Source organism: Aliivibrio sp. 1S175, from assembly GCF_001690985.1.
Lineage (GTDB): Bacteria > Pseudomonadota > Gammaproteobacteria > Enterobacterales > Vibrionaceae > Aliivibrio.
Genome location: NZ_MAJS01000046.1, coordinates 236,461 through 261,323, shown reverse-complemented (window position 1 = coordinate 261,323; position 24,863 = coordinate 236,461). Strand labels below are relative to the sequence as shown.

The following is a 24,863-nucleotide window of genomic DNA, read 5'->3' as shown; positions in this document are numbered from 1 at the left end:
CAATACGTTCTTTTTATTTATCCTAAGCAAGATTGATTTTAGAACACGTTAGCGAAGTGAGTTTTGCTTCATTAATGTGTCATCAATTCCTTTCAGCTTCATCTCATCCATAATGAAATTCATTGTATTTAATAGTTCTTGCTCGCCTTTCGGAATAAGGTAACCAAATTGACTCTTAGTAAATGGATTATCACATCGAACGGCTTCTAATCGTTTATCTGTTGCTTGATAGTAAAGGGCTTCAGGGGTTTCTGTTACCATCACATCTACTTTTCCTTCAGCGACGGCTTGAGGTACATCAAGGTTATTTTCATAACGTGTAAAAATGGCTTTTTCCAAATTATTATTGGCAAAAATTTCATTTGTTCCACCTACATTAATGCCAACTCGAATTTTTCTCCGTTTACTTTATCGAGGGTATTAAATTTCTCTGCTGTCCCTTTAGCAACAAGAAAGCATTTACCAAATGTCATATACCCTTGAGTTTGTTCTGCATTTAATTGACGTTGCATTTTACGAGTGATCCCACCCATTGCAATATCATATTTGTCGGCGTTTAGATCTGGAATTAAATTTTTCCAAGACGTTTTCACAAGCTCTAGTTTCACACCAAGTTGATTAGCAACGTGTTTCGCTACATCGATATCGTAACCTGCATAGTTTTTACCATCAAAAGAAGAGAAAGGTTTGTAATCGCCAGTGGTACCGACACGAAGTACTCCTGATTCTTGAATATCACTGAGGCGATCAGCCTGGGCTGAACAGGAAGCGGCAAGCAAAAGAGATAAGCACAATAATTTTGATTTCATAAGATATTTTTATTTATAAGGTTAGCTAACAAATCTATCACTTTTTCACAAAGTAACGCACTAAACTATTCTATAAATAACGATAAAAAAACATAGTTAAGCATTTTTCATTCGCTTGAATTACTAAATATATAGGTATAAAGAATGTGTTTATCTTTAAGTGTTAATAATGTGGATTGATTGTTACTTATGGTTTTATTAACCCCTTTGTTCATAAGGGACTTCACTGGTTTTTCAAATAAAACTGGACTATGATTTGTGCCCTTATTTATTGCAGTGTGCGTATCATGACCGTTCTTTTACTCTTACAGATTAGTCTACTTATTGGTGGTGTGATTTTTCTTTATATGCTTATTAAGCTATGGATGAGAAAAAAAGAATCAGAGAAGAATACGAATGTGGTAGCGATTGGTCTGATTGGTGGTTTTGCTAATTTCTGTGACACGTTAGGTGTAGGAAGTTTTGCTATAAAAACAGCGGGCTATAAACAATTTAAACTTCTCGATGATAAAGATCTCCCAGGAACAATGAACGCTCAAGCAACAATGGCGACAGTATTTCAGGCCTTGATATTCTTAACTGCAATCAATGTGGATTTAACTACATTACTTAGCCTAATTGTTTCTGCATGTGCAGGTGCAACGATAGGGGCTCGACTGGTTTCAAATTTTGATCGCCAGCTTATTAGACTGATTATGACGGGCGCATTATTTGTGGTGGCATTCTTAATGTTTGCTGGGCAATTTCATCTGTTTCCATTAGGTGGCGATGCGCTTGGGTTATCTGGTGAGAAGCTGGTGATAGGCATTATTGGTAACTTTATTTTTGGTGCATTAATGACGGTTGGTATTGGTTTATATGCCCCTTGTATGACGATGATTTATTTATTAGGAATGAACCCATTGGCCGCATTTCCTATTATGATGTGCTCATGTGCGTTTCTTTGCTTTTTTTCTTCTGGTAATTTTATTCAAAAAGAAGCATTAAATTCAAGGGCTGCACTCGTTGTTGTCGTTACCGGATCCATCGGTGTTTTCATTGCTGCTTTCATCGTTAAATCATTAGATGTAGAGATGCTATCTTGGTTAGTGTCGTTTGTTGTGCTTTATACTGCGATAACTATGCTTAGATCTTGGCAGCAAGGAAGAAAAGAAGCTCTTATTGATTCGAATGCCTAATAATTAACCGATAAATGACGAGTTTAAAGCACATATTTATTGGAGATATAAAAAGTTCATGGTATTTTTCACCTACCAATTATTTATGGATTTTTTATCATGCCAAAGGCAAGCGACATTAAAAAAGGTTCAGCAATTGAACTGAACGGTAAAGTATTTTTCGTTAAAGAAATCAGCAAGCTAACACCAAGTGGTCGTGCTGGCGCAACGTTATTCCGTATGCGTATGTATGATGTAGCTACGGGTTCAAAAGCAGATGAGAGCTTTAAATCAGATGATATAATTACTTTAGCTGATTTTAGCCGTCGTAGTGCGACTTTCTCTTATGTTGATGGTAATGAGTATGTATTCATGGATGCAGAAGATTACACTCCATATAACTTCAACAAAGAAGCTATCGAAGAAGAATTACTTTTCATCTCTGAAGAGACGCAAGGTCTTCAAATTTTAATCGTTGATGGCGTGCCAGTTGCAATTGAATTACCTTCAGCTGTAGATTTAGTTATCGTTGATACTGCTCCTTCAATTAAAGGTGCTTCTGCAAGTGCTCGTACTAAACCTGCGACAATGACAACGGGTTTAACTGTACAAGTTCCAGAATACATCGCTAACGGTGAGAAAGTGAAAATCAACACGACTGAACACAAGTTCATGAGCCGTGCATAATCGCTTTTTGAAATAGAAAAAGGCCAACTATTATAGTTGGCCTTTTTTATGTGTTTTATTTACGGATATCAATCTTGATCTATTTTAGGGGAGTAGATTGAATAAGCTGTAATTTGACCTGCGACAATAGCAGAGAACATGAAAAGGGCAGATAGGCCGATACTTGGGATAGGAAGTATAGAGGCTTCAAATACATTTTGGCTTGCACTGACTAAAACTCGACTTCCCGGAACTAAAATTATAATCCCCTGCATGATAAAAATAATACCAGTCAGATTTAACTTTTTTGCTATCCATGTTCCATAGAGCGTGATCAAAACGGTGGTAACCCAAGTCCCAACAACCCATCCGCCATCAAAGCCAAGGTAGAAGGGCCCCCACATGCCTAATACGGCGACCGGTAAGCTGTAAACCATATCTATGGGTCTGGCTTTAAACATAACCCCAATGGAAAAAGAGATCAGAGGAAGTCCTACAATTTGTAACCAGAGTGGAAATTCGTTTTGATAATCGATGAACTCGGGTACGCCCCAAAGAGCCTCTCCAATATGTAACCCAATAATAATGCCAATAAAGAGTTTGATGAGTGTTAAGAAGCATTGACCGAGTAAGCTGGTTCCAGAAACAAGATCATTAAATGCTAAACATTCAAGTGCATTGGCAATGGATAATCCGGGGACAAAAAGGACGATGGCAGCAATACAAAGTGCAAGAACGGGGATGGGGATGCCGAGACTGGCAATAAAAGTAACAATGAGAGTGACAATGACTGCGCTAAAGAATTCAACAGCAAGGCTACGACGCTTAGTACAAATAGCTTGGCAAGCCCAAACAATAAACCCCAAAAGAAAACTCACAAACAATGCTTCATAGGTTGAACCTACGAGCATTAAAAATGCGGGAGGGATGCACGTGTTTGCCAAAAGGACAATCCAAGTAGGGTAAGACACTCCTTCTGCAGGAGCTAATGGTACCGGGGTTAAGGGTTGTTGTAATTGAATTATCGTATTTGCCAACAGGCCTAAATCAATACTAGCCGGTTTGTGTCGCTTTAATATCACTGCGTTATTATCGTCAGGAAACTGATAATTAATGGCGGTTGGTGTCGCCTGTATCATGCAATTTACACCGTGTTTATTGGCGTAAAAAGTGGTGTAACGCTCTACTTTATAAGGAGCACACCCACAACGGTGCAATGTGTCCCCAATATCGACAATCCTATTTATTCTATACTGCGTAGGCATGTCCGTATTCCTAATTCTGTTGTATATAACCCACCGTACAGTTTATCTTGATTCCTTTAACTGTACGATGGCTATCGTTCGTTTAGTTAGAATAAGTTACCGTCACGAACTAATTCTCTCGGTAATCCGTTTTTAATGCGATTTCCTACCCATTTTCCTAGACCAATAACGGCGCCACAATAAGTAACAATGGTTTCGCCTTTGCCTACGATTTCAGGGCGTACATCACGACCCATGTACCATTCGCGGGCTTGTTCAATGGTCAATTCACTCGCGGTAGGGTTGTTTGCATCAGCCAATGCCATGATTGCTTCGTGCTGCCAGCGATAACCTTTCTTATGAGTTTCCGCAAGCTTGAACCCAATACGGTGGTAACGCATTTCACCAATTAAAGGCTTCATACGTTTAGGAAAAGCCCATACTTCTTTATCTCTTATCCATAACTCGTTTGCTTCTGGGATTGAGAGTTGTAAGGTGGCTTTTAATTCTGCTTCGATGTCTGTTACTTCTTTGCTTGAAGCGGGAGCAAAGGGGAATTTACCTAAGCGTTTTTTAACTTCAGGTGCGACTGTTGCTGAATTTTTTCGGATTTTAGCAACAAAGAAGCCTTCACTATCAAAGATCTGTGGGTAGATGTGTAAGAAACCTTCTTTAGTTAATGCTTTCTCTGCATTTTCAAAGAGATCACCTAACGGTTCAAACGTGACCGCGTCACCAAACTGTTCTATTAAATGATGACAGATATTCTGATTTTCTTGATGATTCAACGTACAAGTAGAATAAACCATCACGCCACCCGGTTTAAGAGCATGAAAAGCACTTTCGATTAGGTCGCGTTGAGTATCTCCAATTTCAATGACTGATTCAGGGCTCCAGTTATGCATCGCATCTGGATCTTTACGAATAGTCCCTTCACCAGAACAAGGGGCATCTAGTAAAATAGAATCGAAGGTTTCAGGTAACCAACCGCCGAATACTCGACCATCAAAATGGGTAAGAGCAACATTGCTAACGCCACAGCGCTGCACATTAGAACACAGTATTTTTACTCGGCTTGATGAAAATTCATTGGCAACTAATGCGCCTTGGTTTTTCATGCCCGCAGCAAGTTGTGTGGTTTTAGAACCTGGGGCAGAGGCCATGTCTAATGCCATTTCAATGTTATCATTATCTTTTAATAATGCCGTTACTGGCATCATAGAACTGGCTTCTTGAATATAGAATAGACCTGACATGTGTTCAGCAGTACTGCCTAATTTCACCGTGTCTGTTTCTGGTCTTGTGATCCAAAATCCAGTATCACACCAAGGAACGGGCTCTAGCTTCCATTGTTTTTCATCGGCGCGTTGTTTAAATTCTTCTACACTGTTTTTTAATGTATTTACACGAATGCTACGGCGCAAAGGACGTTTACAAGCAGCAACAAAATCTTCCATTGAAAGGTGGGAAGGCATGGTTTCTTGCACTTGCGTTAAGAAGGCTTCAGGTAGAAAAATATTATCGTGCACGGATGGATCTCATAGGGTGATGTTATGGCAAGGAGTGTAAACGCAATTAACACTATTGTCTAAATGGAATCGGTAGTTATAGGACAAATTTAGGCCTTAAATAAAAAAAGGCAGCCAATGTGAAGTTTGGTTGCCTAAATTTAACTATTTTATGTGTGTATGGCTACTTGTTTGGATTCGGTATTGCTGCATTCCACAAAGGCCAATCTTCTTCTGCTGATTTATATAATAGATAAGATTTTTTTGCTTTTGCTTTAGGTTGCAGGGCTTCATCATCAGGGGTTGAGAAAGCAATACCACCACGTAAGATACTGTCGACTGTGCCAGCTTGTACTTTTGCGCCACTCAAGCCAATAGACATATTGACACCAGAGACATTCCAGAAAACTGTATTTTCACGAATAAGGTAGCCAAAATCAGGGTCAATGCCAATCGTGAAAATAACACGGTCAGATAAATCACCTAATTTAACATCAGTTACTTCACCGACCTCCATTTCTCTAAATAAAATAGGGGTGCCTACTTTTACAGACCCACGTGTAATTGATTCTAAAGTATAAGGAATATACTCATTACTTTGAGGTTGGTCTGTTAAGCTAAATTGAGTTCGAGCTTTACCATCCCCAGGTGTAACTTGAATATAGCTGCCAAGTAGCGTATCTAAATTTTCAGCACCAGAGAGACTAATGTTTGGTTTAACCACCCAAAAATGGCTTCCTGATACTGCAATTTGGTCTACGTATTCAGGGTAGATTCGAGCTTGTACGTAAACATTGCCTTGTTTAAAGTTTGGTGTAATTTTACTTATTTCACCAACGGACACGCCTTTATATTTAATCAAGGTTCCTTTTGATATGGAGTTACTGTCTTTCGCAGTGAAGGCAACTATTTTACCAAACTCTTGTGCTTCAGATAGGTTTGAGTATAACTTCCATTTTTTACCTAGTTTGTTTTCTACGCCTTGCATATTGTCAAAACCGATGCCACCTCGGATCATCGACATGAGTGGGGCGGCTTGAATATTGACTCCCGTTAAACTGGCTTCAACATTTACGCCTGAATAATTCCAAAATACGGTATCGTTTTGGATCAAGTGCGCGTATTGCTTTTCAATGTTTACTTTTATGTTGACGCCATCATTACCCAAACTGAAATCGGTGATTTTACCGACAACAAGGTTACGATATAAAATAGGGCTGTTCTTAGTAATAGGTGGTAGTTCAGGGCTAAATAGAGTCAGCTCTGTACTTTTTTCTGTTTTGAACTGAGCGAGCTCTGCAAGAGAGTTGTTCTTGAACAAAGTGTAGCTTTTTTGCTTGTAACCTTTACCTTCACTGCTGAAGCTTATTGAACCCGAGATCAACGCTTGCGTTGGTGGAATATCAATATTTACACCAGAATCGGTTAGTTCTGCAGAAACGCTGCCAGATACAAAGAATTTGTTATTAGATTTAATTAGATGTTTGTACTTTTCAAAAATCATCACATCGAATTTAACTCGGTCATTCACTAATGCAACGTGAGTTACTGAACCGACTTTAATGCCTTTATATAAGATCGTAGTATCTGGTGTTAACCCAAAAGAGCGATCTGCATATAAGGAAAAGGTAAGGGCTCTTGCATCTTGTTTGATAAGCTCTGGTTTTCTTATTGCTGTAAATGCTCGTGATTTATCACCGTTACCTGGGATTAAAGTAAGGAAATTACCACGGACAAGATTACCAATATTCTCTACACCTGAAAGGCCTAATTTAGCTTCTTCAAGCACAAAGCGAGAACCATCGTTAAGGTAGTCACTAAAAGAAGGTTCAATAGTGGCAGAAGCAATGATGTCTTTTTTATCATCAGACAGTTTTAAGCTGTTGATTTGACCAATTTCAAGGCCACGATACATAATCGCAGAACCATTAGGACTCACTTGATTGTTATCTGGTAATGTGATTTTTATAGGGATACCACGACCCGCCGTTTTAATGTTTGAATAAAGGCGGAACTCTTTGCCATTTTCTATTTCAGCACCATCGTCAGGGGAGTCAACAGCTATCGCACCCCCAATTAATGCAGATAAACTTTCAAACTGAACCTCAACACCACTAAAACCGATGTTAGCGCCAATGCCACTGGCGTTCCAAAAGCGGCTTTTTGACGTAATTAAATGCGCGTACTCTTCTTGGATAAGCGCTTTTATACGAACATTATCGGACTCTTGATCTAATTTGAAGTTATACACTTCACCTATTGGTATTTTCTTGTAATAGATTTTTGAACCAACAGAAATTGAACCTAAATCTTTAGATCTAAGCGTTACACTTAACCCCGTTGAATCTGGTTGAATCGCTGGGGAATTTGCTAGTGCGGTAAAGGTGGTTTTAGCCCCTCCAGAACCGGGTAAAATAGCAATGTAATTACCGGAAACAAGCGCATCTAACCCTGAAATACCAGTTAAAGACGCTTGAGGTTTAACAAGCCAAAATTGCGTATTCTCTTTAAGAAGACTTGATGCCTCTGGGTATATATCTGCATCGACATAAATATTAGAAAGATCTTCAGATAAGGTGATGTTTTTTACCATACCTACCTCAAGACCTTGATAGCGAATAGTCGTACGACCAGCAATCAAACCTTGTGCATCCTCAAAATAGATCTGCACACGTTGACCCGCTTCCATAAAAGCGGAATAGACCAGCCAGCCACCAAGGCACAGCGCAAGGAGAGGTAGCATCCATAATGGAGATATCCCTCGTTCATTTTTTATGTTCACTTGTTCAATAGATGAATCAAGATTCTTTGTTTCGCTCATAATTATCCCAAATTAAACGAGAATCAAAACTTTCTGCGGCTAGCATGGTAAATACCACAACTAAGCCAAAGGCAACAGCACCAAGGCCGGGAGTGAAATCTAGAATTTGTCCACGATCGATTAATGTCATCATAATCGAGATTACAAACAAATCCATTACGGACCATTTACCTATCCATTTTACGGCCACATATATTGACATTCTTTGGCGATGAAAAACGGTTCGTTTAAACTGAACGCATAATAATAAATAGCCTAAGCCAAAAATTTTAGCGAGAGGTACAATGATACTTGCAACAAAGATAATAATGGCAATGCCATACATATCGGTTTTTATTAACCCTGCAACCCCTGAAAAAATTGTATCTTCTAATCGCTTACCGTTAGTTAACAGTATAGATATAGAGAGAATATTTGCAGGAATGATAAATATCGCAGCGGTAAGTAAATAGGTCCATGTTTTCTGTATGGATTTGGGTTTTCTTGAATGTATAGGGCGTTTACATCGAATGCAGTGACTGCCTTTTTGTTGTGTGAAGTGACAATGCCCGCAATGTATGGAGTTCTCGGGTTCAATAATTGGCGCTTCAATGTGCTGTTGGTGTTTTCTTTGCCACACACGCCAATAGCGTCTTGCGCTGACATGAGTTAATAATAGCGATGTAACAAACTGCAATAGAATTAATCCATACAAGCCTGAGCCAATAAAAATATCAGCATGGTCTTGTATTTTAAAGCAGGCGATAGCTAAGCTGACAAGAAAAACATCGAGCATCATCCAGTCTTTTAAATGCTGAATGGTTGAAATGCTGGATCTAAAGAGGGTAAACCATTTTCGTCTTAGGGCTAAATGCGCAGTCACGACCGAACCACAAACAAGGAAAGGAACAATAGAGCTACAAAATAGGATTAATAAACCGAGCATAGGGAAACCTTCCCCCATCAGAGTGATGGTTCCGGAAGGCAGCGTAGCGGGGATCATGACACCAAATAATTGGATGGTAACCATTGGAAAAAAATGTGAAGGTACAAATAGCAATAACGCAGCAATAGCGATGGCTAAATCACTGTTTAATGAAATTCGGTTACCACGATACAGTTGTGTATTGCAGCGAGGGCAGTGTGCATTCTGCTTTCTTTCTACCTTCGCTACTTTAACGACAAGATCACAGCCGTGGCAGCGACGAAATTTAGCGTCTTCCACGGTATATATCCAATTTATTAACTTTGAATTGATCCATATAAAGTTTGATACAGTCCTTGCTGTGTAACCAGTTCATGATGTGTGCCTGATTGGGACACTTTACCATCATCTAATACATAAATGGTATCGGCTTGTTTTACGGCGCTTAAACGATGAGCAACAATTAATGTTGTTCTTCCAACTAAGAATTCACTTAATGCCTTATGTAACGCTGCTTCTGTTGCCGTATCCAATGCTGATGTTGCTTCATCTAAAATAACAAATTTAGGGTCAGTTAATACCATTCTTGCGATAGCTAGTCTCTGACGTTGGCCACCTGAAAGTTTAACGCCTTGACGGCCAATCTGTGTATCTAATCCATCTGTTAGTTGAATTACGACGTCTTGCAATTGAGCAACATCAAGAGCATGCCATAATAAATCATCAGAGTAGTCTGACCCTAATGTTAGATTATGCCTTAATGTATCGTTAAATAGTATAGGTTGTTGTAATACAACCGAGATTTGGTTTCTTATTTTTTCAAAACCAATGTCTTTTGTATTGTGACCATTAAATAGAATGTGCCCGTCGCTAGGTTGATATAATCCTAATAATAGTTGAATAAGTGTCGATTTACCGCCCCCACTGGCACCAACAAGAGCGACTTTCTCACCCGCGCGTATAGTTAAGGATAGATTATTTAATACTTGGCATTCGTCGTTATAGCTAAAATTTAAATTGTTAATCGTTATTTCGGTTGTGCTCTTACCGTGGAAAGGATTGGTGTTTGATTCAATTTTAGGCTCTTCATTAATATGCAATAGTGTATTAATTCGCTTGAGTGCTGCTGATGCACCATACCAAGAAAATTGAATACTAAGTAATTCCTGAATAGGAGAGAGCATTCCCCATAAATAACTAAATATGGCAAACATTTCACCAATACTTAAATCACTAAGTAGGACCATTATCATCGCAGCAGCACGAAAAAGTTCAAAGCCTAATAAGAATAACAAAAAGGAGAGTCGACCAGCCGCTTCTGATTGCCATGCGAATTGATCAGCACTGTGCCTAATCTTATCTGCCTGATCCTTTAATTGCTCTAAAAAAGCTCGCTCACGATTTGACGCTCGTAATTGATAGATACCATCTAAAGTTTCAATCAAGCGAGTTTGAAAATGTTCGTATGACTGATTTTCTTTGCGTTTCAACTCTTTTACACGGCTTCCTAACTTACGCGAAAAATAAATAACAATAGGGTTAACCAAAAGAATAAATAAGCCAAGCTGCCAATTAATCCACAATAAAACACCTGCCGTGCCTATTACCGTTAAAAAAGAAACAATAAAGCGACTTAATGTAGCGCCAAGGAACTTATCAATAGTATCTATGTCTGTAATGATATGAGAATTAATACCACCGCTACCGCGAGACTCGTATTCTTTCATACTAATACGACTTAGCTTATCCAATAATTGAAGGCGGATTTGATAAGTGATCGTTTTAGACACTAAGCTGAATTGCCTTCCTTGGTAAATATTAAGTATCTGACTCACTATTCGCATCAAGATAACTAAGACAAGGACAAGTAAAATGTAACCAATTGGGCCTTGCCAAGCAGTAGGGAGTAACTTGTTTAATAATTCAACACCAGTAGATGGTTTATTTAATAAAACTTCATCAACCATCAATGGCATAAATAATGGGATTGGAACACTGATAAGTGTAGCAATAATCGCAACGGCATTTGCGGCAACCAAACGTTTTTTGTAGGTTTTTGCTTGCCTTAATAGCCAATTCCAGTTAATTGTAGATGAAATGATACTGCTCATGGTGAGAATGGTTCCTATTACTGTTTAATCCGGCATTGTACTCAGTATAGAACGAGTCGCAAGTGAATAAAGGAAAATAACAAATGGAATTAAAACATTACCGACGTTTAACACAACAAGCGATAGGGCTTATTGAAGGTGAAAGAGATTTTATCGCTAATCTTGCGAACCTAAGTGCCTTATTGAATATGGAACTGGATGACATCAATTGGGTTGGATTCTACTTATTTAAAGATGATGAACTTGTTTTAGGTCCATTCCAAGGAAAACCTGCTTGTATTCGCATTTCGATAGGTAAGGGTGTTTGTGGAACCGCGTTTGCTACAGAGACGGTTCAACGTATTGAAGATGTTCATCAATTTGATGGGCACATTGCGTGTGATGCTGAAAGTAATTCTGAAATTGTGATCCCATTTTATAAAAATGGCAAATTGGCAGGGGTATTGGATATTGATAGCCCAAAAATTGCACGATTTAGTGAAATTGATGAAAAAGGACTGATTGATTTCATGAAAGAAGCAGAAAAGAGACTTTAATTTTCCTTCAGTAGTGGTTTTTCACGCTTAAGTATCTATAATAGCGGAATATCTTTACTAGAAATACACCTAAATACGGGATAAACCGTACTATCAGGAAACTACATGGAAAACTCTGAAAAATTAGCGAACAGCAAAGAAGTAATTGCATACATTGCTGAACGCTTCCCGAAATGCTTTATCTTAGAAGGCGAAGCTCAACCTCTTAAAATTGGTATCTTCCAAGACTTATCTGAGCGTTTAAGTGATGATCCTAAAGTAAGTAAAACTCAGCTACGTGCTGGTTTACGTCAATACACCTCTTCTTGGCGTTACCTACACGGTGTTAAGCCGGGCGCATCTCGTGTTGATTTAGATGGTAACCCTTGTGGTGAACTAGAAGAAGAGCACATTGAACACGCTAAAGCTACTCTTGAAGAAAGCAAAGCAAAAGTAGCGGCTCGTCGTAAAGAGCAAGCTAAAAAAGTAAGAGAAGAAGCAAAAGCTAAGAAAACAGCTCGTGCTGCTACTCCACCTAAGCGTCGTCCTCAACCAGTTGCTGCTAAAAAAGTAGAACAACCAGTTGAAACTCGTGCTCTAAACGCAGAAGAAATTACAGTTGGTAACAACGTAAGCGTTAACATGGGTAAAGGTAATATGCCTGCGACAATCGTTGAAATTAACAAGGATGATGTACGAATTCGCTTATCAAATGGCCTACAAATGGTTGTTAAAGCGGAGAATCTTCGTTCATAAAGGAGCACTCCCGACGCATGAATTGTCGATTTAGAGTCTCGCTGATTGCTGCTGGCGTAATGCTAGCAGCGTCTGCACACGCACTTGAAGCTAAGGTTCTCGAAGCCAAGTATTCAGAAACGGACTTACCTGTATTAACCGCAGAAACGCAGCATGCAACTGCAAGTAAGCGTGTTACTTCTCGTTTTACACGTTCTCATTACAAGCATTTCTCATTAGATGATGACTTTTCAGTTGCCATTTACGAGCGATATTTAGACATGCTTGATTACAATCGTAATATATTTACTCAAGCTGACCTTACTTCATTCGCCCCATTATCTACTAAGTTAGATGACCAATTAAAAGTCGGTGATTCTCAAGCCGCTTTTGATATCTATAACTTATCACTCAAACGTCGTTTTGAACGTTATGTTTATGCGCTATCTCTTTTAGATAAAGAGTTTGATTATACGGTTGATGAGTCTCTTGAACTTGATCGCTCTGAAGCGGCTTGGCCAAAAGATGAAGCTGAATTAAATGAACTGTGGCGTAAACGTGTTAAATATGATGCGCTGAACTTGTCTATGACAGGTAAAGATTGGCCTGAAATCCAAGAGATGTTAGGCAAGCGTTATAATAATGCGCTTAAGCGTTTGACTCAAAGTCACAATGAAGATGCGTTCCAACTTTACATTAATGCATTTGCACGTGAAGTGGATCCTCATACCAGTTATCTATCTCCTCGTAATGCTGAACAATTCCAGTCTGAAATGAATCTTTCATTAGAAGGCATTGGCGCAGTATTACAAGCAACGGATGATTATACGGTTATTCGTTCTTTAGTCGCGGGTGGACCAGCATTAACGAGTAAACAACTTTCTGAAGGAGACCGAATTATCGGTGTCGGGCAAGAAGGTGAAAAAATCGTTGATGTGATTGGATGGCGTTTAGATGACGTTGTTCAGCTTATCAAAGGACCAAAAGGGACAAAAGTGAAGCTTGATATCTTACCAGAAGGTAATGATTCAAAAAGTCACACTGTCACAATTATTCGAGATAAGATCCGTCTAGAAGATAGAGCAGTTAAATCTGAAGTCATCGAGCAAAACGGCAAGAAAGTAGGTGTGTTAGAAGTACCTAGTTTTTATGTTGGTCTAGCTGAAGACACGAAGAAACAGATTGATGAACTCAAAAAGCAAGATATTACCGGCATCATTGTTGATTTACGCAATAATGGTGGTGGTGCATTAACTGAAGCAACCGCGTTATCAGGATTATTTATTACTGCTGGCCCAGTTGTTCAAGTTCGTGATAGCTACGGACGAGTTAATGTTAATGCGGATACTGATGGTGAAATTTCATATACCGGTCCAATGACGGTATTAGTGAATCGCTACAGTGCATCTGCGTCTGAGATTTTTGCTGCAGCAATGCAAGATTATGGCCGTGCCGTTATCTTAGGTGAAAACTCATTCGGTAAAGGAACGGTTCAACAACATAGATCATTAAATCATATTTATGATCTGTTTGATAAACCACTTGGCCATGTTCAATATACGATTCAAAAGTTTTATCGAATCAATGGTGGTAGTACGCAAAACTTAGGTGTTGTTCCTGATATTGCGTTCCCAACAGCGATTGATCCTAAAGAAACTGGCGAAAGTGTTGAAGATAATGCGCTTCCTTGGGATAGCATTAAAGCGGCAACTTATGATCAAACTAATCAGATCGTAAATACAATTGAACCATTAGCGAAAAAACATATTGAACGAATTAAAACGGATGAAGAATTCGGATTTATTCAAGAAGATATTGCTCGCTATAAAGCAGATAAAGACATTACCTCGATTTCATTGAATAAGAAAGTTCGTGAGAAAGAAAGTGATGAAGCTGATGTTCGTCGTCTTACGCGAGTGAACGAGAGACAAAAACTTCTTAAAGAAGAAGAATTTAAAACTCTTGATGATATCCCGAAAGATTATGAAGTTCCGGATGCTTATTTAGATGAAGCGGTTTCGATTACGATTGATTTAGCATTAATGAATCAAAAAAGTTAATAGAGTTATAGCTCCTAAAAAGCAGAAGTCATTTGGCTTCTGTTTTTTTATGCCTAAAAAACAGAAAATTAGTTAAATTTCATCTAGGCTTAAGATATGAGAGTAAATACATATTCTCTATCTTATTTGGAGTCTTGTTATGAAGTTGATGACCTTATTTATATTACTCTTCTTTATGAGTCCATTTGTATCTAATGCAAAGGTTGAGATTGATAATAAATCACTGACTTATTTTGAAAATCCATTTCTTATTGGTGATTGGTATTTTTTTAAACCAGATCACGTCGATAATGATTATGATGTTCTTCATATAGCACTAAGTTCAGAAAATGAATTCAAAATAGAAATGATCGAGATTGCCACTAATACGGCGGAGACATGGCAAGGAACATTTAATATTTCTCAAGACAGTATTCGCTTTGAGGGAAAAGGAGAAGAGTCTCAAGTTTATAACTATAAAGTCAGTCATAATCGTCTTTATTTAAATGGGGTGGAATTTTTTAAAGTCGTTCCAGATCAAATGGTCGGTTCATGGAATTCAAAACTTGTATCAGGTGAAGACATTATGGTAAGTAATGTTCAATCGTTAAATTTGAAGCTACGTCCTGATTTTGTTTTTTTACTTGAGGTTATTTCAGAAACAGGAAAAAAGAATCAACAGGTTGGTTATTATTATTTTGAAAATAACGATCTTGTTTTATTGTATGAAGAAGGGGAACAGGAATCGACGTTTATAATTAAAGAAGATGTATTTGAGTTAAAGAATGATCAGTTTGGAATGTACGCCTTATTACAAAGAGAATAGTGTGACTCTAAGGATAGAAATATGAGTCTATACCACTTTTAGTTAACATTTTTATTAGATCTTATGCGAAAATAGTTGGGTTAATTAGTTACTGTCACTAGATATCTATTTGTATTCATTTTAGTGATAGACATCATAAGGATATATTATGAGCCAACAACCTCAGGCTAAATTTCGCAGTGATTACCAATCTCCAGAATTTACCATCTCAGACATTGATTTAGTTTTTGATCTTGATGATACAAAAACATTTATATCAGCGACCTCAAAAGTACAGCAACTAAAAAAATCAACGGACTTGCTTCTTGAAGGCGAAGGAATGACATTAGTGTCATTAAAAATTAATGATGTTGATCATAGTGACTATACGAAAACAGACACACAGTTAACCATTCATAATGTGAGTGGTGATTTTACGTTAACGATTGTGACGGAAGTTAATCCACAAGAAAACACAGCACTTGAAGGTTTATATAAATCAGGTGATGGTTTTTGTACACAGTGTGAAGCGGAAGGTTTCCGTCGTATCACTTATTATTTAGACCGCCCAGACGTACTAGCGCGTTTTACGACAAAAGTAATAGCAGATAAAAAAGCGTACCCGCATTTATTAAGTAATGGTAACCGTGTTAGCCATGGTGATCTTGATGGGGATAAACACTTTGTTCATTGGCAAGACCCATTCCCAAAACCTGCGTATCTTTTTGCCTTAGTCGCGGGTAATTTTGATGTATTAACTGATACTTATACAACCAAATCAGGTCGTGATGTTGCCCTTGAAATCTATGTTGATCAAGGAAATTTAGATCGTACACCTCATGCAATGACATCTCTAATCAATTCGATGAAGTGGGATGAAGATCGTTTTGACCTTGAATATGATCTTGATATTTATATGATAGTTGCGGTTGATTTCTTTAATATGGGCGCAATGGAAAATAAAGGCTTAAATGTCTTTAACTCTAAGTTTGTATTAGCAAAACAAGAGACGGCAACCGATACTGATTATTTAGGTATTGAAGCGGTAATTGGTCATGAGTATTTCCACAACTGGACTGGTAACCGTGTTACTTGTCGCGATTGGTTTCAATTAAGCTTAAAAGAGGGCTTAACGGTTTTTCGTGATCAAGAATTCTCATCGGATTTAGGTTCTCGTTCTGTTAACCGAATTAATAATGTTCGCATTATGCGTGGCCCGCAATTTTCTGAAGATGCGAGTCCAATGGCACATCCCATTCGTCCAGAAAAAGTAATAGAAATGAATAACTTCTATACGCTGACTGTATACGAAAAGGGGAGTGAAGTAATTCGTATGATGCATACTTTATTGGGCGAAGTAAATTTCCAAAAAGGGATGAAGCTTTATTTTGAACGTCATGATGGTACGGCTGCAACCTGCGAAGATTTTGTATTAGCAATGGAAAATGCGTCTGGAATTGATTTAACTCAGTTCCGTCTTTGGTACAGTCAATCGGGTACGCCCGTTTTATCTGTTACTTCTGAATACGATGAAGCAAAACAAGAATATGCGCTAACAGTGAAACAGCATACACCAGCAACAGAAGATCAAACTGAAAAGTTAGCATTGCATATTCCATTAGATATTGAGCTTTATGCACGAGATGGGGCAGTGATACCGTTACGCTGTAACAATAAAAGTATTGATAATGTATTGAATATAATTGAAGAACAACAAACGTTTGTCTTCCAAGAGGTTTCTGAAAAACCAGTCGTTTCTTTACTTCGTGAATTTTCAGCGCCAGTTAAATTAAATTACGCTTACAGTGATGAAGAATTAATTTTCTTAATGGTTCATGCTAAAAATGATTTTGCTCGTTGGGATGCAGGGCAAATGCTACTTGCAAATTATATTCGAGCGAACATTATCCATGTTCAAAATAATGACTCATTGGTTCTGCCAGATCCGGTAGTTGATGCGTTCCGTGGTGTATTATTAAACCCAGAATTAGATCATGCTTTTATTGCTGAAATGCTTGTCTTGCCAAATCATAATGAGATAACAGGTTGGTTTGATACGGTTGATGTAAATGCGATTGATATTGCTCTTGGTTTTATTAAACAAACATTAGCAAATGATCTTAAAGATGAGTTTTCTGCAACTTATCACAGCTTGAAACAAGACGCTTATTCTGTGGATCATAATGCGATTGGTAAACGATCTTTACGAAATTCTGCGTTAAGTTATTTAGCAAAAACAGACGTTGGTGAGTCATTAGTTGAAGCGCAATATAAGAGCTCAGATAACATGACAGACACAATGGCAGCGATGGTTTCTGCTAATTCAGCAGAACTTTCGATTCGCGAAACATTGATGAATGACTTTAGTGAAAAATGGTCTCATGACGGCTTAGTTATGGATAAGTGGTTCATTTTACAGGGTTCAAACCCAAGTATTGAAGTATTATCTACAATTAAAGAGACGATGAATCACAAAGCATTTAGCTTAAAAAACCCGAATCGTATCCGTAGTTTGATTGGATCATTTGCAGCTAATAATGCGGTGAATTTTCATAATAAATCAGGTGAAGGCTATGCGTTCTTAGGCGATATATTACTTGATCTCAATGTGAGTAATCCACAAGTTGCTTCGCGTTTAATTGATCCATTATTGAAGTTTAAGAAATACGATAGTGATCGTCAGACGCTAATGAAAGAGCAATTACAGCGCTTGGCGGATCTAGATAACCTAGCTAAAGATCTGTTTGAAAAAGTAACAAAGGCACTGGCGTAATAGTGCGATCTTAATATGATCTAAGAATGAGATGGTCAGTATTTTATACTGGCCATTTTTTCTTTATACTTCGTTTTCTTATTACAGAATAAATATACTTATAGATCATGAATACGTTTTATTATTTTCGAGTTAATGTTAACTACCAATCCTTTCTAAGCCATTATTCTGGTACGGCCAGTACTGTATTGGTGATGACAGAACAAGGGTTAAAACTTCAGTTACCAGCATCACGTTTTCGAGCATTTTTAACCCAACTGGGAGTGAAAGGTCGCTTTCGTTTAACTGTTGACCAAAATAATCGTTTTGTAAATCTTGAGCAAGTAGGATAAACCTCTACTTTAATCACATTTCTAACTATAAAGACTCTAGCACGTAAAAAAGTCATAACGTTTCCGTCATATTATCCTTACAATATAAGGCGCATAAGCAGTTTCAACTGCTACACTATATAAATAATTCTAATCATAAGAAACGGAGCATTCGCTTTATGACGACGCGTGATCCTATCGTTCCAGTACTACTTGAGAAAGTGTACGCACTAATTGCTGAAAAGCTTGAAATGCCTCAACAATCCCTAGTAACGCAACTTGCTCAGCGTTTATTTGCCAATATTGATGATGATGATTTACAACAACGTAATGAATCAGATATGTATGGCGCAACTCTCAGTCTTTGGAACCATTTATCAGATGTTAATCTGTCTGATATTTCGGTTCGTGTCTTTAACCCCACATTAAGCCAAGATGGCTGGCAATCAACCCACAGTGTGGTTGAGATTGTAGCGCCAGACAGTCCCTTCCTGGTTGATTCCGTTAAAATGGCATTAACCCGTCTTGATATGACAAGTCATTTTATGCTGCACGGTCCACACTGTTTTACTCGTGATGAGAACGGTGAGATTATTTCGATCTGTAGTAGTGATGGTAAAATGCAACAAACTCTTTTCCATTTTGAAGTGGATCATTTAAATGATCTCTCTGAAATGAAAGCGCTTCAATCTGAATTACTCTTGGTTTTAGAAGATATTCATCGTGTGGTGAATGAATGGAAACCAATGTCAGATAAGCTGTCAGATGTGATTAAAGAGCTTCAGGATAACGATTCTCCGATTGCTAAAAAACAGGTGAATGAAGCCATTGAGTTTTTAACTTGGTTGCAAAATCATAACTTCACATTGATGGGTTATAAGAATTTTGATTTGGTTGCTATTGAAGGCGATCATGAGTTAACGCCAACCGCAGAGACTGGCTTAGGTTTATTTTCTTTAGATTCTCGTATCCATACGGCTAAATTATCTGATATGCCATCTTCTGCGCGTGCAGCAGCGAAAAAATCAGATTTGTTGATCTTAACAAAGTCGAATACAAAGTCTAGAATTCATCGCCCAGCTTATACCGATTACATTGGTATTAAACGATTGAATAAAGAAGGGAAAGTGATTGGTGAGCATCGCTTTACTGGTCTTTATACTTCAACGGCCTATAACCAAAGTGTATCTAACATTCCGCTTCTAAGTAATAAAGTCGAGCGTATTTTAGAATCAAGCCAATACATTAAAGGTTCGCATTCTTTTAAAGCATTAACCAATTTGTTTGAAACGTATCCACGCGATGAACTGTTTCAAGCGACGGAAGAAGAGATGCTTGAAGTGGGTGTTGGCGTAGTTAAAATGCAAGATCGTGATTTATTACGTCTATTTGTGCGTCGTGACCCATTTGGTCGTTTCTTCTCATGCATGGTGTATGTGACTAAAGAGCGTTATAACACTGAACTTCGTCGTCAAACTCAGCGTATTTTGAAGAACTACTTTGGTTCAGATCAAGAAGTTGAATTTACGACGTTCTTCTCTGAGAGTGCTTTAGCAAGAACTCATTACATTGTTCGTGTAGATAATAATAACGGCGACATTAATGTGAAAGATATTGAAAATAATCTAATGGAAGCGGCATCAACATGGGATGATCGCCTGTGTGATGTGATAGTTGCCAATCTAGGTGAAAGCACAGGTACCGCGATTGCGAAGAAATACCAACGAGCTTTTCCTCGTTCATATAAAGAAGCGACACTTCCTGGGTCTGCGGTTGCAGATATCGAGCTTCTTGAGTTGTTGAGTGATGACAATAAGTTGGGGATGTTATTCTATCGTCCACAAGAAGAGAAAAAAGGCTCAGCGAACGTTAAGTTAAAACTATTTCATCGTGATGAGCCAATTCATTTATCTGATGTAATGCCTATGCTTGAAAATTTAGGATTACGAGTAATAGGTGAATCACCATATAGCGTTAAGAAAAGTGACGGTTCTGTTGATTGGATCTTAGATTTCTCTATGATTCATAACGGTTCGGAAGAAGTTGATTTACGTCAAGCTCGTTGCCGTTTCCAAGAAGCATTTGCTCAAATTTGGGGTGGACAATTAGAGAGTGATGGCTTTAACCGTTTAGTACTTGGTGCGGGATTGTCGGGTCGTGAAGTTACCATCTTACGTGCTTATGCTCGTTATATGCGTCAAGTGGGCTTTCCATTCAGCCAGCAATACATTGAAGATACCTTATCTACACACACCAAACTGGCAGTATCCGTAGTTAATCTCTTTGAACTGCGATTTGATCCTGCGGCTGGTTGGTCTGAGAAGAAAGAGAAAAAACAACTAGACTCTATTTACGCAAGTTTAGATAAAGTAGAAAGCTTAGATGATGATCGTATCATTCGTCGTTATGTTGAGATGATTGTTGCCACGTTACGTACTAACTACTATCAAACCGGAGACGATGGACAACCAAAACCCTGGTTATCTTTGAAGCTGCAGCCATCGAATATCCCTGAAATTCCAGCACCCGTGCCAGTTTTTGAAATCTTTGTTTATGCGCCAGATATTGAAGGTGTGCATTTACGTGGTGGTAAAGTTGCCCGTGGTGGTTTGCGTTGGTCTGATCGCCAGGAAGATTTCCGTACCGAAGTTCTTGGACTAGTAAAAGCACAACAAGTTAAAAATACCGTTATTGTTCCAGTAGGCGCAAAGGGTGGATTTGTTTGTAAGAAGCAACATCATTTCACAACGCGGGATGATATTTTTGCTGAAGGTCAACGTTGTTATAAACAATTCATTCGTGCGTTATTGGATGTATCAGATAACATCATTGAAGGAGAGGTTATTCCACCACACAATGTGGTTCGCCATGATGATGATGACCCATATTTAGTTGTTGCAGCAGATAAAGGGACAGCAACGTTCTCTGATTTAGCTAACTCAGTATCTGAAGAGTACAACTTCTGGCTAGGTGATGCGTTTGCCTCTGGTGGCTCTAATGGTTATGACCATAAAGCCATGGGTATTACTGCAAAAGGGGCTTGGGAATCGGTTAAACGTCACTTCCGTGAAATGAATATTGATTGCCAAACGACGGATTTCACCGTTGCTGGTGTTGGTGATATGGCGGGTGATGTGTTTGGTAACGGTATGTTGCTATCTAAACATATTCGTCTTCAAGCCGCATTTAACCACATGCATATCTTTATTGATCCTAATCCAAATTCGGAACTGACTTGGCCTGAGCGTGCTCGTTTATTCGAATTACCTCGTTCAAGCTGGGAAGATTACAATAAAGATCTGATTTCGCAAGGTGGTGGTATATTCTCACGCCGAGCTAAATCGATAGATCTTTCTCCTGAAATTCAGAAGATGCTAAGGACTCGTAAACAATCATTAGCTCCGAATGATTTGATTCAGATGATCTTGAAGATGGATGTTGATCTGTTGTGGAACGGTGGTATTGGTACTTACGTTAAATCAAGTAAAGAAACCAGCGCAGATGTAGGTGATCGTGCTAATGATTCCTTACGTATCAATGGTTCAGAACTAAATGCGAAAGTAATTGGTGAGGGTGGTAACTTAGGTATGACTCAATTGGGTCGTATTGAATATGGGCTTAAAGGTGGCCGTGTTAATACCGATTTTGTTGATAATGTAGGTGGTGTTGACTGTTCTGATAACGAAGTAAACATTAAGATCTTACTTAATGGTTTGGTTGCCAATGGTGATCTTACCTATAAACAACGTAACGTATTATTACAAAAAATGGAAGATGACGTCGGTGAGATTGTTCTTGATGATGCTTATTGTCAGGCGGAATCGATCTCGGTGACAGAGCAACAAGGAACCTCATTAGTTAAAGAGCAGATCCGATTTATTCATCACTTAGAAAAACAAGGTCAGTTAGATCGTGCATTGGAATTTATTCCGGATGACGAAACATTGACTGAACGTGAGAAAATGGGGCAGGCATTAACTCGACCTGAGCTTTCGGTTCTTATCGCTTACGGAAAAATGGTGCTTAAAGAGCAATTAGCGTGTGATGAAATAGCAAATAATCCATATCATGCTGATTTACTTACCACGTATTTCCCTAATGAGTTACAGCGTAACTATAAAGCAGCAATGGATAATCATCCCTTACGTTCTGAAATTATCGCGACTTGCCTAGCAAATCAGATGGTGAATGAAATGGGATGCAACTTTATCACTCGTATGCATGAAGAAACTGGTTACAGTGTCACTGATATTACTAATGCGTATTCTGCTACTCGAGCAATTTTTGAGTTCGGGGATTTATTTAAAGAAATTCGTAAACTAGATAATATTGCCACAACAGAAGCGCAATATGATGCGTTCTTCACGATGCGTAGAACGATTCGTCGAGTAGCGCGTTGGTTATTGCGTAATGGTTCACAAAAACTAACGATTCAAGAGTTGATAGCTAAATACAAACCAGCGGTTGATGATATTAAAGCGAATCTAGATAGCTACTTAGTGAAAGATGAAGTAGTGGAGCATATTGAACAAGCAAATCATTATTTAGAGCTAGGGGTACCCTGTGAATTAGGTAATGCATTAGCTCGTTTAAGCAGCTTATATTCAGCAATGGATATTTCAGTTGTTGCAGAAATAACGAATCAACCTGTATCGATATCTGCTCGTTTATACTATGTACTCGGGGACAAATTATCTCTTCATTGGTTCTTAAAACAAATTAATAACCAAAGTGTTGATAATCATTGGCAAGCATTAGCTCGAGCTTCTTTCCGTGAAGATTTAGATTGGCAACAACGTCAGTTAACTCAACTTGTTCTTGATGAGTATAAAGACAGTAGTTCAGTTGAAAGTGCGATTGAAGAGTGGTGTAAAAAGAATACGGCATCAGTAGGGCGTTGGGACAACATTCTCAATGAGTTTAAAGTAGGTTCGGTGCATGAATTTGCTAAATTCTCTGTAGCATTAAGAGAGCTAACTTTACTTAACTTAAGTTGTTCATCACACTCTTAAAATAACGAGTGGTAACGTTTAGCTAAACGTTTGCATAGAAAAAGGCAAAGTGATTGTTTATTCACTTTGCCTTTTTATTTACCCGACATTTTCCGCATTCACCTGTATTTATAATCTGTTTTATTGAATTGTTATTTGTTTTAATTATAGTGTGGATTTAGATTGCAATAAATTATGACGAATAAAGTACGATTAAGTTTGAATTGTGAATAAAATCAGTGAATAATGACTCCCCGTTTATTCGGGACTTTTTTTGGAGCTACAATGTTATACCGCATCGCCAGAGCTGGCATTTTCAAACTTGATGCTGAAAAAGCACATGATTTAGCTATTCAAAATTTTAAACGCTTTACAGGCACTCCGCTTGATCTCTTCTATCGTCAAAAACTCGCTTCTAAACCTGTAGAAGTCATGGGTATCCAATTTAAAAATCCTCTTGGCCTTGCGGCTGGTCTTGATAAAAACGGCGAATGTATCGAAGCATTTGGCGCAATGGGTTTTGGTTTTATTGAAGTGGGTACAGTGACACCTCGTCCTCAAGCCGGTAATGATAGACCGCGCCTTTTCCGCCTAATTGAAGCTGAAGGGATAATCAATCGCATGGGGTTCAATAACCTTGGTGTTGATAATTTAGTTGAGAACGTAAAGAAAGCAAAATTTGATGGTGTTATTGGTATTAACATTGGCAAAAACAAAGACACGCCAATTGAAAAGGGCACAGAAGATTACCTAATTTGTATGGAAAAGGTATATCAATACGCAGGATATATCGCGATTAATATCTCATCACCAAACACTCCAGGGCTTCGCACTCTTCAATATGGCGAAGCATTAGATGATCTTCTTTCTCAATTAAAAGAGAAGCAAAAAGAATTAGCAGAGAAATACGGTAAGTATGTTCCTATTGCTCTAAAGATCGCTCCGGACTTAGACGATAATGAATTATCTCAAATTGCTGATTCTTTAATGAAATATAAAATTGATGGTGTGATAGCAACGAACACAACATTAGATCGCTCAATGGTTGAAGGCATGAAGCATGCGGAAGAGATGGGTGGCCTAAGTGGTCGTCCTATTCAAACTCGCAGTACTGAAGTCGTACGTCGTCTAAAAGAGCTGCTTGGAGACTCGTTGCCAATCATTGGAGTCGGTGGTGTTGATTCTTATATCGCAGCAAAAGAGAAGATGATGGCTGGTGCAGATCTAGTTCAGGTCTACTCTGGTTTCATTTATAAAGGTCCAGCTTTAGTTAAAGATATTATTAATAATATTTAATTGTTATAAAAAGTAACGAAAGTTGCTTACAAACCATTCAAACGGAAGGGGAAATGAAAATTTCCCCTTTTTTTATTGCTAACCTCTTGTAAAATTAATGATTAATTGCACCAGTATTATTTTGAGTTGAAAACAGGAGTTAATTTCAGCTTAATTTTCAGTAATTGGTGACTGGCTA

15 protein-coding genes and 1 pseudogene are annotated in these 24,863 nt (G+C 38.2%); 10 read left to right on the top strand and 6 right to left on the bottom strand.

The features are described 5' to 3' along the window. Positions 1 to 48 precede the first annotated feature (48 nt). Positions 49 to 809 (bottom strand): annotated as a pseudogene (locus A6E06_RS14155) (transporter substrate-binding domain-containing protein). Positions 810 to 1,096: 287 nt separating this feature from the next. On the opposite strand from A6E06_RS14155, the gene A6E06_RS14150 reads away from it, so the two are divergent. Both A6E06_RS14150 and yeiP read left to right on the top strand, forming a co-directional pair. Then, positions 1,097 to 1,987 (top strand): sulfite exporter TauE/SafE family protein, encoded by an 891-nt coding sequence (locus A6E06_RS14150; protein ID WP_065591097.1) that lies wholly within the window; start codon positions 1,097 to 1,099, stop codon positions 1,985 to 1,987. Between the two features lie 99 nt (positions 1,988 to 2,086). Beyond that, positions 2,087 to 2,653, top strand: coding sequence for an elongation factor P-like protein YeiP (yeiP, locus tag A6E06_RS14145; RefSeq protein WP_065591098.1), 567 nt, complete (start codon positions 2,087 to 2,089; stop codon positions 2,651 to 2,653). 68 nt (positions 2,654 to 2,721) lie between these two features. Here the strand turns inward: yeiP and A6E06_RS14140 are convergent, their stop codons facing one another. The 5 genes from A6E06_RS14140 to A6E06_RS14120 form a co-directional block, all read right to left on the bottom strand. Further along, positions 2,722 to 3,897 carry a threonine/serine exporter family protein gene (locus A6E06_RS14140; protein WP_065591099.1) on the bottom strand — a complete coding sequence of 392 codons (1,176 nt, stop codon included), beginning with the start codon at positions 3,895 to 3,897 and terminating at the stop codon, positions 2,722 to 2,724. 86 nt (positions 3,898 to 3,983) lie between these two features. Further along, positions 3,984 to 5,405: a 16S rRNA (cytosine(1407)-C(5))-methyltransferase RsmF gene (gene rsmF / locus A6E06_RS14135; RefSeq protein ID WP_065591100.1), complete on the bottom strand. Its 1,422-nt coding sequence runs from the start codon at positions 5,403 to 5,405 to the stop codon at positions 3,984 to 3,986. A 163-nt stretch (positions 5,406 to 5,568) separates the two neighbouring features. Next, positions 5,569 to 8,205, bottom strand: a complete 2,637-nt coding sequence (locus A6E06_RS14130; protein ID WP_065591101.1) for an MlaD family protein — start codon at positions 8,203 to 8,205, stop codon at positions 5,569 to 5,571. Next, positions 8,183 to 9,409, bottom strand: a complete 1,227-nt coding sequence (locus A6E06_RS14125) for a paraquat-inducible protein A (RefSeq protein ID WP_065591102.1) — start codon at positions 9,407 to 9,409, stop codon at positions 8,183 to 8,185. Before A6E06_RS14125 ends, A6E06_RS14130 begins: the two co-directional genes overlap by 23 nt. A gap of 17 nt (positions 9,410 to 9,426) precedes the next feature. Further along, on the bottom strand, positions 9,427 to 11,220 hold the full coding sequence (locus A6E06_RS14120; protein WP_065591103.1) for an ABC transporter ATP-binding protein: 1,794 nt from the start codon (positions 11,218 to 11,220) through the stop codon (positions 9,427 to 9,429). An 83-nt stretch (positions 11,221 to 11,303) separates the two neighbouring features. Between A6E06_RS14120 and A6E06_RS14115 the strand changes: the two genes are divergently transcribed. The 8 genes from A6E06_RS14115 (at position 11,304) to pyrD (ending at position 24,685) form a co-directional block, all read left to right on the top strand. After that, positions 11,304 to 11,756, top strand: coding sequence for a GAF domain-containing protein (locus A6E06_RS14115; RefSeq protein ID WP_065591104.1), 453 nt, complete (start codon positions 11,304 to 11,306; stop codon positions 11,754 to 11,756). Between the two features lie 105 nt (positions 11,757 to 11,861). Then, positions 11,862 to 12,491 (top strand): RNA chaperone ProQ, encoded by a 630-nt coding sequence (proQ, locus tag A6E06_RS14110; RefSeq protein WP_065591105.1) that lies wholly within the window; start codon positions 11,862 to 11,864, stop codon positions 12,489 to 12,491. Between the two features lie 17 nt (positions 12,492 to 12,508). Next, on the top strand, positions 12,509 to 14,530 hold the full coding sequence (gene prc / locus A6E06_RS14105) for a carboxy terminal-processing peptidase (RefSeq protein ID WP_065591106.1): 2,022 nt from the start codon (positions 12,509 to 12,511) through the stop codon (positions 14,528 to 14,530). A 139-nt stretch (positions 14,531 to 14,669) separates the two neighbouring features. After that, positions 14,670 to 15,335: a hypothetical protein gene (locus A6E06_RS14100; RefSeq protein WP_065591107.1), complete on the top strand. Its 666-nt coding sequence runs from the start codon at positions 14,670 to 14,672 to the stop codon at positions 15,333 to 15,335. Positions 15,336 to 15,483: 148 nt separating this feature from the next. After that, complete coding sequence (gene pepN, locus A6E06_RS14095) at positions 15,484 to 18,087, top strand: aminopeptidase N (RefSeq protein ID WP_065591108.1); 2,604 nt, start codon at positions 15,484 to 15,486, stop codon at positions 18,085 to 18,087. 107 nt (positions 18,088 to 18,194) lie between these two features. Next, positions 18,195 to 18,419 (top strand): DUF2835 domain-containing protein, encoded by a 225-nt coding sequence (locus tag A6E06_RS14090; protein WP_065591109.1) that lies wholly within the window; start codon positions 18,195 to 18,197, stop codon positions 18,417 to 18,419. Positions 18,420 to 18,577: 158 nt separating this feature from the next. Then, positions 18,578 to 23,410, top strand: a complete 4,833-nt coding sequence (locus A6E06_RS14085; protein ID WP_065591110.1) for an NAD-glutamate dehydrogenase — start codon at positions 18,578 to 18,580, stop codon at positions 23,408 to 23,410. Positions 23,411 to 23,674: 264 nt separating this feature from the next. Beyond that, on the top strand, positions 23,675 to 24,685 hold the full coding sequence (gene pyrD / locus A6E06_RS14080) for a quinone-dependent dihydroorotate dehydrogenase (RefSeq protein ID WP_065591111.1): 1,011 nt from the start codon (positions 23,675 to 23,677) through the stop codon (positions 24,683 to 24,685). The last annotated feature ends 178 nt before the right edge of the window (positions 24,686 to 24,863 follow it).